Raw genomic sequence first — 14,002 nt, forward strand, 5'->3', positions numbered from 1 at the left:
CTAGACCTTCGATGCCGCAGCGACCGCAGCGGACGCATATCCCTTGCCGGCAGCTGTCATCGGCCGCGTCGCCTGACGAACCGGCTCGCGCAGGATCTCCTCCTTCGGGCCGAAGCCGACAAGCTTGCCCGCCTGGATCACCCCGACCATGTCGACGGCAGCCAGAGCACTGGGACGGTGCGCCACGACAATGGCGATACCACCGCGAGCACGCAGGTTGGTCAGCGCCTCGGTCAGAGCCGCTTCGCCTTCGGCATCAAGATTGGAATTTGGCTCGTCCAGGACCACCAGGAAGGGATCGCCGTAGAGAGCACGTGCCAGACCAATGCGCTGGCGCTGTCCAGCAGACAGCGCCATACCATGCGGTCCCAGCTCAGTCTGATAACCGTTTTCCAGTCTCACGATCATCTCGTGGACCCCTGCCGCCCGCGCCGCGTGGACGATCTTGCGGGCATCGGCCTCCGGATCGAAGCGGCCAATGTTCTCGGCAATCGAACCGTCGAGCAGCGACACGTCCTGCGGCAGATAGCCAATATGGATACCAAGCCTGTCCGTGCGCCATTGACCGAGCTCAGCGTCGTCGAGCCTGACGCTGCCTCGCAGCAGCGGCCAGACCCCGACGATGCCTTTGGCGAGCGATGTCTTGCCGCCGCCGCTGGGCCCGATCAGACCCAGCGCCTGTCCGGCCTTGAGCTCGAAGCTGACATCGCTGAGCAGCACAGTGCCGGTGCTGGGAGCGACCACGGTTGCATTCTCAAGCTTCAGGGACTGGGTGGGGGCCGGCAGGTCGAGGAGACGGGAATCGTCATCCATGGCCGCCAGCGTCTCCTTCAGTCTCGCAAAGCTGCGACGGGCGGCAACGACGCCTTTCCAGTTGCCGATGGCCAGATCCACCGGCGCCAGAGCCCGGGCGGAAGCTACCGAGCAGGCGATGATCGCACCAGCTGTGAGCTCGCCCTGGATCGTCAGATACGCGCCAAGGCCAAGAAGCGCCGATTGCAGCATCATGCGCAGCACTTTCGACAGGCCACTGAACGAGCCGCTGATGTCGCTGGTCTGGGTCTGCAGATCGAGATGGCGGGCATTGGCCTCCTCGAACCGTGCAACAGCCCGACCGCCAAAGCCCATTGCTCGCAGGATATCGGCGTTGCGAGCATGGGAATCGGCAAGGTTGGCGCGCTGCACCGCGGCACGGTTCATCTCCGTGCTGCTGCGTTTGGTCAGGACTTCGGTGATGACGGTCAACGCGATGAGAACGATGGCACCGCCGATGGTCAAGAGACCCAGCATCGGATGCAGCAGGTAGACGAAACCGATGAACAGCGGCATCCACGGCAGATCAAACAGTGCGATCGGTGCCTGGCTGGCAACGAAGCCGCGTACCGTATCAACGTCGCGGCCGCGCTCCAGCGCCTCCGACGTCGAGTACCCGTAGCGCGGCATCTCGATCACGACCTGGTGGGTGATCGGAGCCAGCCTGGCGTCCATGCGAGCACCAAACCGCACCAGAATTTGGGAACGCAGCACGTCGAACATGCCCTGGAAGAGATACAGGCCAATCGCCAGGACCGACAACGCCACCAGCGTTGGAACGCTGCCGCTGGTCAGTGCACGATCGTAGATCTGCAGCATGTAGAAGGCACCGGTCAGGGCGAGGACATTGATCACCCCCGAGAGGAGGAGCAGGAAGATTGCCAGACCGCGATAGTTGCCGATGCGCTCCGACATGGTCGTCGGATTGGGGCGCTGGCGGCGTCGTTGAGTGCCCATGAGAGCCGTCCCCTTGAATGGAAGCGATGATCGGAAAGCTGAGGCGGCGGGAGCTGACGCCCCCGCCGAGCGCTCATCAGGCGACGCCGATGAAGTCCGACTGGGTCAGGTGACGACCCGCGACCTCGAGCGTAAAGTCGGCCTCGGCTCCATCAGACACAGTTCCCTGGATCCGGGTGAGGGCTTCCCCGTCATCCCCCGTCAGATGCGTCACAAGCACCTGGCCAGCGCCGGTAAGGACCGTGGTCTCCAAGGTGAAGCCCTCAGAGCCATTCATGCCGCTCAGATCGATCTTGTCACCGCTCGCAAAGCCGTTGATCCGGTCGCCATCGGCATCCGCCGCCGTTCGGAAGACGAAGGTGTCGTTGCCGCCACCGCCATCCATGACGTTCACCACCGAGCTGGCGGTGATCTCGTCATTGCCCGCACCGCCGATGACGTTCTCGAACCCGAAGATCGCGTCATGACCGCTCTGGCTGCTGTGGACGCTGCCATGCTGCATCGTGCCGTTGCCGAGATCGATCGTCAGATTTGCCGTGATCGCGGCATAGTCCAGCGTATCGTTGCCCGCATCGCCCCAGTAGATGTCGTCGCCGTCACCCTGGCGGGCAATGAAGCGGTCGTTGCCCGCCCCGCCATAGACCGTGTCGAAGCCGCCACCGCCTTCCAGCATGTCGTCGCCGTCGTCGCCGAACATCCGGTCGTCGCCGGCGTCGCCGAAGATCATATCGTTGTCGGCACCGCCGAGCACGACGTCGTCACCGGCACCCCCGAAGATCATGTCGCGGCCGGCGTCTCCCTTGATCAGGTCGCTTCCGGACCCGCCCATCAGCGTGTCGTCGCCGAAGCCGCCAAGGATGATGTCGTCACCGTCGCCGCCGCTTAGGACGTCGGCCTCGGCGCCGCCCATCATGACATCCGCTGCCGCGGTCCCGGTTACCGCCAGGCCTGACACAACCGGCGGGACCGGTGCGAGCGCATCGTCATCATCAACAACCGTGTCGTCGTTGTTGTCTTCGCCAACTGTGTCGCTGTCACCATCTTCGTCGGAGGTGTCATCGCCAACGCCATCGTCGTTGTCGGCCGTGTCATCATTCTCGTCGTTGGCCCGGAAAATTTCTTCTGGAAGACCCGTTAGACCTGTATTCCTAGCTATAATATCAGAAAACTCCTGACCGTCTATGAAATTGTCATAAAAGTCGAAGTTGTCGAACCGTTCCAGATAGTAGAACCGGTCGCCTTCCTGCAGGCGGTCGAACTGTTCGTGCAGCACGACCCAGAACGTCTGGCCCACCATGCCACCCAGAACGTGCTTCTCGGCAAGACCGCCGACCCAGAGGTCAACGCGGTCGATACCCTTCACGATCTTGGTTCCGTTGGCTCCATCCGTCAGCTCGATGTCGGGATTGACCGCAATGAAGGCAGCGATTTCTTCCGGGGTCGACAGGATGAGATCCGGATAAGCCACCTTCATCTGGTCCATGATGGTGTCGCTCAACCCGTTCCGCGCCTGGAAATCGGCCCAGGATGCGTAGGGGTCGAGGTTGCCGGCAAAGCCGACCGCCTCCTGGATATACGGGTCGCCCGAGGCTTTCAGATCGGCGCGGACCTGGTTCAGCGTTCCAAGGCCGACATCCCAGCCGCGAGCGACGTTGAAGGCGAACAGATCGGCGTTGATGCGCACAAGATCGTTGCGGATCGCATCGACGATGTTGAAGTCGACCTCCTCGGCAGATTGTGTCGCGACACCCGCGAGAATGGCTCCTGCGCCAAGTTGGGCGTAGCCAGGTTGCGGGACGTACCCATCCGGAAGGCCCGGCTTGAATGCTCCCAGTTCGCTCGTGGGGTTGAGGAAAGCGTCGAAGAGTTCAACCTGGCGCGGCTGACCGTCGGGCCCGATGACCGTCATCGTCTGGCCGACCAGCGAATGCCCTACGCGGTAGACCGCCGAAGCGAACTCGTGGGAAATCCGCGCATCGGCATTCGGGTTGTAGTCGTTGAACCCGTGGTCCCCCTCACCGCGAATGCCGCCGATGAGCATGTCCGCGAACTCGGTGAAGACAACGCGCTGATACTCAGCCTCGTTGATCATCTTCGCCGCCTGGAACACCTCTTCCTCGGTGCCTTCGAAGCCGGCTTCGAGCAGCATCTCGACGTGGAAGTTATGGTTCCGCGCCCAGATCGTATGCATCGACGTCAGGGCGAAGTTCTCGTTGGCACGGCCATCACCCGCCACATAGTGATCGAGGAGGTTGATGTACGGGTTTGTGTCGAGAAGCAGCGGGTAACCGCCGCCCATGAAGTTGGAGACCATCGAGGCCACGACATCGGGGTCGTAGGCGCCGGTCGCCTCGTCGAAAATGCTGCCGGTCGCGTTGTCGCTGATCGGATAGTCCGTGAAGTAGTCGCGGAAGCTGACCGAGCCCCCCGGCAATGAGGGATCGACGAAGATCGTGTCGTTCTCCCAATGATGAGCAATGAGCTCACGCAGCGTTGGCAGCAGGTTGAAGTCGGGGGTCGAGGGGTCGGTCGCTCCAGAAAGGAGCCGCATGCCGACACCCTGGTCGCCGTCACTTTCTCGCAGGAACTGCCCCACGAGTGCATTGGAACCGTATGCCTGGTTCTGATCGACGAAGGGCGATGCCTTGTTGAGATGCTGAGGCACCCCGTTTTCGTCGATCGTGTACACCTCGCCGCGGGTCAGATCCGCCGGATTGTCGACACCCGGCGCTCGAGACGTACCCGGGCCGCCGATTGCCAGAACCCCGTTGGCCGAGTTCTTCGGCAAGAAGTCGAGACCATGGTCGAAGTATTGTCCGAACGCCATGAAGAAAGTATTGGCGCCCGATGCGGCCGGCGAAAGATCGGCCTCCTGATGACCAAGGACATTGCTGATCGTGCGGGCATCGAGGCCTGCAAAGATCGGATTAATGGCACGGTTGTTCGTCGTACCGTCGTACTCGCCGTAGCGAGCTTCGGTGAGACGGATGAAGACTTCGTCCGCTGCGCCGTATTCAGGATGCGACTCGTTGTTGTTGCGGCCAAGAAGTTCACGGACGCCTCCAGCACCCGCGGTATCGTCATCGTCCTCGAAAGCTTGGTGACCATTGACCAGGTTTTTCAGGCCAGCCAGGTCGCGAGCCGTCAGGGCGAAGCTGCCGCCCGGCGCCGACTCTCCGCCACCACCGCTACCGCCCTGCGACGATGAGTTGTCGGCGAAGGTTGGATGGCTTGTGCTCGGGAAGGCGATCGAATGCCCGCCGAAGGTCATTTTTGTCATGCCGTTCATGGACGTCGTTTGGTAGTCGGCGAGCGTGGCGCCCGGCGCGAGCTCGATCACATCCTGCGGACGAAGTGTCCCGATGATCGTGTCGTTGCCACCGTTGGACTTGAATACGATGCGGTGAGCGGACTGCAGCGCAGTGATATCGACCGTATCGTCGCCCGACGCGCCATCGATGGTGATGGTGTTCAGTGCCAGCGAAGTTGTGGTGAAATCACCGAAGATCTGGACCGTATCGCCGCGGGCGACCGTTGCTCCACCAATCGGCCGAGTATTGATTTCAAGTTCTTCGATGTTGCGAACAAGGGCGATCCGGTCCGCATTGGAATCTGGGGCGCCATCCACCGTACGAGTGATGACGATCTCGTTGTTGGGGCCTCCGGGGTTGATGTTGGCCGCGATGGCGGCAGCCCGGGTGTAGATCCGGAAGGTCTCCGCAACGCCTTCATCGCCGTTGATCGAGAGCGTATCCGTACCGCCACCACCGTTGACGGAGTCCCGACCATCGCCGGTAAACCAGAAGACCGTATCGTCGCCTGCTCCGCCGTTGACGGTATCGTTTCCTCTACCGCCGGCGAGGATATCGTCGTCCTCATCGCCGTTGAGCGTGTCGCTTCCGCCGTCCCCGAGAAGGAGATCGCGGCCGTCACCTCCGCTGATGGTATCGTTGCCGTTCAGGCCACGGATCGTGTCGTCAGCTACGACCCCGTCAAGGTCGCCATTGATGATGTTGTCCTGACCATTTCCTCTCTGGAAATTGGCAATTCGGTTCTCCGCCTGCCGTGTCGTCAGGATTTGACCGTCGCTGAATTCGACCTGTTCGATGTCGATCAGTTCGTCTTCGTCTGCCCCTGCAGCGATTTCGAGACTTCCGCTTGGCGTAAGGAAGAAGGTCGCATCGGCGACGGTGAAGTCGAGCACCGCAGTATCGTTGCCCGCACCGCCGTTGATGATATCGCTTCCTGCGCCTCCAACGAGAATGTCGTCGCCACCATGGCCGAGCAGATCGTCGTCCCCGGCGCCTCCGTTGAGAGTGTCATTGCCGCTCAAGCCCTGAATGGTGTCGTCTCCGGCACCTCCAGTGATCGTATCTTGTCCGTTTTGAGAGACGAAGGCGGTTCCGAAGCTCGGATTGCCGGCCATCGTCATGTCGATGGAATGCGTACCGACGAAGACGAGGTCACCGTTGATATCGGTAAGATCGGTAGCTGGTGACAGCGGTGCCGAGGCCGCGCTGACCACCGTTTCGCGGACGCCGTTCGCATCGGTAAAGCGGATGACCGCACGCACGCGTTCGCCATCGATTCCGGTCACGGGGTTTCCATTCGGGATGAACGTCAGGCCGCCAATCTGGGCGTCTACGAAGACACCGGTGCCCGGTGCGGCTTCGAGTTGCCATGTAACCGTGAAGTCGGTGATCACTCCGCCGTTCGGATTATCCGGATCGGTGACACCGGCGAGCGAACCGTCGGGATTCGTCGCGATCCTGAGCGGTAGCCCGGCCTGGAAAATCGCATTGCCGTCGGTGTCGACCAGTACCTGTAGCGTTGGAGTGCCAACGGGAACCTCGTCGAGACCTGCCGCCGCGTCGATTACGCCGTCGGCAAATTCTAGACGTTCGATACCCTTCAAATAGTCCACACCGTCAATTCCGAGCGTTACGCCGTCGGCAACGAGCGGATCAAGATGTCTCACTTCGATGAAGCCATCGCCGTTCTGGTCAGAAAAGTTCTGGCCACCGACGCCAGCCCCTTCAATGATGTACTCGGAAATGTTGCCTTGGAAGATGGCAGTATCGAAACTTGTGGCCGCATCATCCGCGTCGAACAGGATCTCGCGGACGATCTCCATTTGTGCAGGTTTCACCGTTCGTTCGACCAGAAGTTCGAAGAGCGATTTTCCCGCCCATTCTGCCGGACCACTAATTCCATCGAAGACGTGCCGCAACGTTGTCACGGTCGCGATCTCACCGCCCGAGTCCGGATCAGAGATGCTAATCCGAACGTGCAGCCAATGGTCGCCAGAGATGATGTCGTTGCCGCCATTGCCCTGAATGCGGTCGTTGCCACGTCCGCCCATGAGGATGTTTCCGTCCTCGAAGGCGATGATCTCTTCGAGTTCTTCGGCTGACAGTTGCGGGCGATCCGCGATCAGGACGTCAAGGAATTCACGCAGGTTACGAATCCGATCCACACCTGCCTGACTGAGACCGTCATGGAAGAGAATGTTCTCGTTCGCGGCGACCGTGTCGCCGCCAACACCTTCCTCGGCATTGATCGGGTTTTCGCGGTCATCGCCAAAGAGCTGGTCGTTGCCGTTCCAGCCGGACAGGGCTTCGACCTTGTCGAAGCGGTTACGCAGAATATCTTGCTGCTCGGTCGTGAAGATTTTGATGCGCATGTCGGCATAAGCATCGAGCGAATTACCCTGAAAGGTGGCCCAGTCGAAACCAAACATGCCTTCGTTGCGCATGACGCTTTCGCCCTGCACCATGATGTCGTCGCCGGACTCGGCGTCGAAATCGTGCTCGTCATTGCCGGCGAACATGACGTCATGGCCCAGTATTTTAGAATCAAAGAACAAATCTGAGTTGTCGCCTGCCGTGGTGTCGAACCCGCCGCCGCCTTCGATCCAGTCGTCGCCTTCGTTGCCGAGCAGGAAGTCCACCCCTTCGCCACCAGCAATGAAATCGTCGCCTTCGCCGCCGAACACCTCGGTGTCGTCCGGTCCGACGAAGATCACATCTTTGCCGCGACCGCCCATGAGAATGTCGAACGGACCGGCCGAGTTGGCGATCACGTCATCGCCGTCCTCGCCCTTGATGAAGTTGCCGGAATCCCCATCATCGAGGATAACATCGTCGCCCGAACCGCCCAGGATCAGGTCGACGCCCTGGCCGCCCTGAATGAAGTCGTCGCCGGCATCGCCCCAGATACCATCGTCACCGAAGCTGCCGATCAGCGTATCGTTGCCGCTGGTACCCCCAAGGACAACGTGTTCGCCGCCAGTGAAGCGGAGATAGCTGCCTGGGGTATAGGCCTGTGCAAGCCCCACCGGATCGATGACGGTCTCGTTCGTTGCAGGGCCGTCCACGATGGCCTGGCCAGTGCGCAGGACATTACCGTCAGCGTCGCGGGCAAACGGGTCCGCGGCGGGATCGTATGCCACTCCCATTTGAGCTGGCGTAAGGTCGGAACTGTAGAAAACCTCGGTTGTCGACGAGAAAGAGATTGTGTCGACCAGGATCTGATTGGCGCCGCCATTACCGTCCTGCTGGATCTCGATACGAAGTTCTTGACCCGCCAGGTTCGTTGGAATCGCCGAAGTGCTGATCGATACGTTGGACCACATGCCATTGCTCGGTTCGGGCAATAGCTGGAAAGCCAACAGCGTCGTATTGGCGCCATCGGTAGCAGAGATGCGGACCTGCCCGCCCGGCCACGGGTGATCCGTGCGATCGCCGATATCAAAGCTAAGCGTGTACACGGCGCCTGCGACTGCGCTCTCGCCTGTGTTCCTTGCGAGCGTAGCGCCTTGGCGCAACCACACGACATTGTTCCCGGACGGCCCGGCTTGATCCGTGATGATGGCGGCCGGATCGAAGAGTCCGCCCGATCCTCCGTTGATCTCCCACCCTACGGGTGCGCCTACGGTATAATTTCCGTTGGCATCGGTCGTGACGCCTGGTGCGCCGTCAGCCAAAGAAGTCGCTTCGAAGTCGTTATTCAGGACCGACGCCGTCGTCGTTGCGCCTGGCGTGGGGTTGAAACGGAGGGTTCCATCTGGATTCAGCTTCAGGACCGGTGCATTGGCGAGGTCTTCGTCCGTAAGGATGATGCCCAGGTGCTCGGCGTTCTCCCGAAGGTCGCCGACAGTGATACCCGGAATCACGTTTTCCGAACCATCGATCAGGATTCCCGTCGGGGTGCCGGAGGCGTCGTATTGTTTGACGAGCGCGTTGATCGAGGCGACGTACCCTGAGACAGCACTTTCGTCCTGTGGGGTGCGCGGGTCGTCGCGGATGACCTTGCCCAACCCAAGCGCCTCAAGAACCGGATCGACTCCAGTTGGATCCTCGATCAGCTGATTGGATTTGTTGACCTCGAGAACGTAGTCGTACTGGCCGAAGGCATCGACGCCGATGTGGCGCGCAATTACGTCGTCGCCCGTTCCGCGGATGCCGTCGGGGCCGGGATCGCTCAGATCGGTGTTGGCGATGATCAGCTTCGAGAAGGCGTTGTTTTCTAGCTCGTTGAGCAGGTTGAGGCCCTGCGTACGAGAAAGATAATAGAACCGATCACCATCCTGCAGCGCTTCGAGCTGCGCTTCGAAGATTGCCGCGAATGTCGAGCCGAGCATGCCGCCGAAAAGAAGGATTTGCTCCGCCAGACCACCGACCCAGAGATCAATATCGTTGAGACCAACGGACTCCGCAGTTTCGCCACCGGTGCTGTTCAGGAAGGCAAGGCGATCCGCCGGAGCGCCTTCAGTGTTGAAGACGAGCGCCATGGCCGCATTGCGTCGTTCCTGCAGATTGTTGCCAGCTGCGACAATAGTTTCATGAGTGCCGTAGGCCGCAATGAAGTTCACCACGGACATTGGGTTTTTCAAATTGGCCGCGAAGTCGACCCAGCTGTCATAGGGCTTCAGAAAGCTCGAACCGGTCGCTTGATAGAGTTGCTCGCGCGTTTCGTTCAGCGTCGGCATGCCGGTGTCCCGACCGCGGGCAATGTTGATCGCCGCAAGGTCAAGGGGCAATCCGAGCAGGTTGTTGCGAAGCGCGCTCGTGATGAACTCGTCGATCGCGTTGCCGTGTTCCGAAGTCATTCCTAGAACGATGGAAGCGGTCGCCTCATCGGCACTGACTGTGCTGTTTTTGGTAAATTCGACCGGATTGAGGAAGGCCTGGATCAGACCGATATTATCGGCCGAACCGTCATGAATGTTCGTCCGGGCCACGGTCTCGGTGAGCATCGAGTGGCCAAACCGGTAGACGACATTGGCGAACTCGGAAAAGATCGACGGGTCGATGTCGGTCGACGAATTGAAGACGAACGGGTCGATTGCCGGTTGAATCTTGCGGGCGAACTCTTCGAAAACCAGATGCTGGTACTGCATCTCGGTGCCGAAGCGAGCCGCCTGGAAGACGCGCTCGCCGTCCCAGTCGAGCGTGTTCGCGAAGTTGAGTAAAGGTAGCCCGTCAGCGGGAATGCCTTCCAGCGTGGCGATATCCGTCGCCAACCACTCGTTGATGAAGGCAAGATCGCCGGACTTGAGGACCTCCATCCGGGTCGCGTCAACAAGGCGATTGTGTTCGGAATGGAAGACATGGTGGACTGCAGTCAGCGCGATGTTCTCGTTGCCGCGGCCATCGCCGGTGATGTAGTGCCGGTCCAGAAGCTCGTTGTCGTATTCCGTGTTCTGGCCCTGCTGGCTCGCTACCGTGTTACCGGTAAGGACATCGGCATCAGGTTGCAGAACGCCACCGTTGATGACGGGAGCCGCATTGTGCGCAATGTCGTCAAGGAATGCGTGGCCGATACGGATCGCTCCTATGGCCATGGTATTGACTGGCGTGGTCAGATTGCCTTGCACCACGATGTCATCTGCAGTGTTCGGGATGCCGTCCGGACCGAGCCCGGTCACGATCATAGGCAAACCGTTATCGCCTCGGATGAACTCACCGTACGGGTCGGTCCGAAGTAGGGGAATATTCAGCGCATCTTGATCATCCAGCGCAATCCCCAGTTTCGCTGCCGCCTCGGCCTTGATCTGCCCCCAGGTCGCCAGCCCGCCTTCCAGCCCGTCCAGCAGACGGCCCGTGGAGACGGGCTCACCGTCTGCATTGAACTTGTACTCACGCAGGAAAACCTGGTGCGATGCATGGGATGTGTAGGTTTGATTCTGGTCGACGAAAGGCGTGGTCGTGTTCGTGTGGCTGACAATGTCGTCCGCCGTTCCTAACACCCCGTCCTCGCCTGGCAGATGCTCGGCCTTCGCCGCGCGGGTCAGCACCATGAAGTTTGTGAAACCACCCGGAACGTAAAGAGGATCGTCGGGCTGCAACGGAATGTAAACCGTTCCATTGGTGCCCTTCGTAATCAAGTCCAGGCCATGATCGAAGAACTGACCGAAGAATGTGGTCCAACCATTAAATGGCGCGGAAATACCTTCATCCGGCGCGATATTCGGGATCAATGCCAGATCCGCGTCCGTCACTGCAAGCTGTGTCGCCGAATTGACGACAGTTCCTGGGGCTACGGGTTCAAGTCCACCGTGAAGTTCCTTGAACGTCTCCACCGCCAGCTCATTGTTTAGAAATGCCAATACCGCTGCAGGGTTGTCCACCGACATATCGACGATGAGATTGGAGATGATGCGTGGATCGGTGTCCACAACGCTTCCAGGGGCAGCGTAGTTGTTGTTGGTAACGCCAAAAAACGCACCAGAATTGGTATCCGTGACGAAGCTGCCATCGAGGTAGCGCGGCATCACCGTGTCAGCGGCACCCCATTGTTCACGACCGTCGACAAGATTGTTGTAGGTGCCATCTACTGTGCGTAGGCCCCATGGCACATGCGGGTCCGGAACGAGATCATTGAGGTCGGCGCCAGCGGCGTGCGCTTCCGCGATTTTGATCTGGTCGAGGATGAAGCGCAGATCATTTTCGTTGAGTTTTACAGCCATTGTCCTCACTCCGATGGTGCGGGTAGCGACGCGCGAACCCGGAATTCTCTCGATCCGGCCTAAAGTCTGGGCCTGGCCGGAATTGCCGGGTATCTCCGGCAAGCTTCAAGTTCGGGCGTAATCTGATGGCTGATGATGACCGCAGATTCGAAGAGACCGTCAGGGTAGTAAGTCTGATTATTTTGCTCCACCTTGGTCGGAATATAGATGCGACCAAGGTCGGAATTCGTCTCGAGAAGGCTTTTACATAATCAACAGGTCATCGGCCATTCTTGGACGGCAAGGACTTGGAAATTCTAACGTTCCGGGTGATTGTTTCGGCTACGTCGGCGCATGCAACATGGCCTCCAAGATTGTTCTTTCCATTCTGAGCAGAACGTGACACCCCTCTCCCGGGGCGGTCTACCGTACGGAAAAGCCGGAGGGAAAAGCGTGCATCCATCAGTCGGCGGTCGTAAGAGTGGCCCGTCGACAACACGGTAGCCGTCTCTGCCAGAGATCGCGAAATCCGGCGAAGGAGGGTTACACAATGTGAAAGCAGGTGTTGTTTGAATTGATTTATTGACTGAGCGCGACTGCTTTCCTGTTGCATGAGCTCACAGGCAGCGACCCACGACTTCCAGCCGATTTCTGGCCTCAGGATTCTGCATGAGGATCGTCATGTAGTGCTTGGCAGTTTATATCAACGTGCACTGATCAGATCCGGTGTGGCCAATCTCGCATCCCAATGGAGATGATTCTCCATGGCTGATCGACGAACTTGTTCCACGCGTCGCAGCAGTGGGCGATGATGTCGTCGTAGTCGACGAAGATACGGTTCGACAGCCAATTGTCCCTCATGAATTGCCAAACCTTCTATCGGTCTACGAGCATGTTCTTTCCGAACAGGCCAAGATTGACAGGAAGCTTCAGGATGTCGCGCGATCCGATGAAGTGGTCCGCCGCCTCATGACTGTTCCCGGCATCGGCGTCGTGACCGCACTCGCCTATCGCCACACGATCGACGATCCGTCACGGTTTGCTTCGGCCCAGACAGTCGGTGCCTACCTCGGATTGACGCCGCGACGGCATCAGTCCGGAAAGACAGACACGCAAGGCGGCGTGTCGAAATGGGGCGACCGCGCCCTGCGTGTCTATCTTTACGAAGCAGCCACAGTGCTTCTGCATCGGACGAAGCGGTGGTCTCGGCTGAAAGCCTGGGGGGAACAGCTCGCCCGGCGTGTCGGCTACAAGAAAGCCCACACTGCGCTTGCCCGCAAGCTTGCTGTCATCCTCCATTGTATCTGGACCGATGGTACTGAATTCGAGTGGGGTAAGGAGCCCGCGATGATCTCATCCGTCTGATCGCCATTCCGATCGGTGTCGCATCGAAACTCGACGCGACCCGATGTCCCCGCCGGGACGGTGGTGACGGCGACCTCGGTCATTCGGCTGACGCAGGTATCTGACGTCGTTGCACACATCGAGGCGTCCACCCCCGAAAACCATCATGAGGCAGCGACCTCGAAAAGGACCCTGACCCCGGCGGAGACATCAAAGTGGGAGTTGACAGCGAGCCGCAATTAAAGGGCCGAATGACACGCATGACGGTGAAATCGCTGCTGAGGATGCCAACTGGTGTAACCTGAAGCCTAAAACTACCGAAATCATCAGCTCACACCATCGGTGGGGCTGCGTGGACGCTCGCCCAGCTCAACGCGCTCGGTATTTCGAGGCGTCCAACTTGCAACACGATCCAACAGAGCCAAATCGCCGGCGCCAAGGCCAGCGCGAAGGGGATCCGGCGTTGGCGCGACCATCCCCGTTTTCTGACATGGGAGAGGGCGACAACCATGAGGCATCCGATGGCCGATACCATGATTGCATAGCAGAACATTTCCCAACCGAGCCATATGCCAGCGGTCGCGCCCAATTTTACATCGCCGAACCCCAGTCCATCTACTCCCCTTACTTGGAAGAAGAGTTCGCGAACGGCGAGAAGCGAGGCGCCGCACACAATCCCGGACACCAGGGCCGCGACGATTCCAGCGGAGATATCCTGGTTTTCGGAAATCGAGATCTCGATAACAACGATCATTCCGACAAGCGCCGCAGAGGCGTTGGCCCATGCTGGGACCTGAAAGCGCTTTCTATCTTCGTCTGCAATAATCCCCATCAGGACAGCCAGAACGACGGCTTCAACCGTACGAACCGGGTCGGCAAACAGAATCCCACCGGTAAGGCTGGCAAGAGCCGCGAGTGAGAAAAATCCCGCCACCCTCA

Annotated in this window: 3 protein-coding genes and 2 pseudogenes; 1 reads left to right on the forward strand and 4 read right to left on the reverse strand. The window is 59.6% G+C overall.

Annotated features, from left to right (window positions below; all coding sequences use genetic code 11):
- From SI859A1_RS11570 to SI859A1_RS22105, 3 genes and pseudogenes are all read right to left on the reverse strand, one after another.
- Positions 1 to 1,770, reverse strand: a complete 1,770-nt coding sequence (locus SI859A1_RS11570; protein WP_009209950.1) for a type I secretion system permease/ATPase — start codon at positions 1,768 to 1,770, stop codon at positions 1 to 3.
- Positions 1,771 to 1,846: 76 nt separating this feature from the next.
- Complete coding sequence (locus SI859A1_RS11575; RefSeq protein ID WP_009209951.1) at positions 1,847 to 11,740, reverse strand: peroxidase family protein; 9,894 nt, start codon at positions 11,738 to 11,740, stop codon at positions 1,847 to 1,849.
- 696 nt (positions 11,741 to 12,436) lie between these two features.
- Positions 12,437 to 12,592: pseudogene (locus tag SI859A1_RS22105) on the reverse strand (IS630 family transposase); the annotation flags it as partial.
- On the opposite strand from SI859A1_RS22105, the pseudogene SI859A1_RS11580 reads away from it, so the two are divergent.
- Positions 12,593 to 13,084 (forward strand): annotated as a pseudogene (locus SI859A1_RS11580) (IS110 family transposase); the annotation flags it as partial.
- A 310-nt stretch (positions 13,085 to 13,394) separates the two neighbouring features.
- On the opposite strand, the gene SI859A1_RS20355 reads toward SI859A1_RS11580, so the two are convergent.
- A complete protein-coding gene (locus tag SI859A1_RS20355) occupies positions 13,395 to 13,997 on the reverse strand; it encodes a prepilin peptidase (RefSeq protein ID WP_148233818.1) in 603 nt (200 codons plus the stop codon).
- Positions 13,998 to 14,002: the final 5 nt, after the last annotated feature.

The sequence above is a fragment of the Aurantimonas manganoxydans SI85-9A1 genome, from assembly GCF_000153465.1.
GTDB lineage: Bacteria > Pseudomonadota > Alphaproteobacteria > Rhizobiales > Rhizobiaceae > Aurantimonas > Aurantimonas manganoxydans.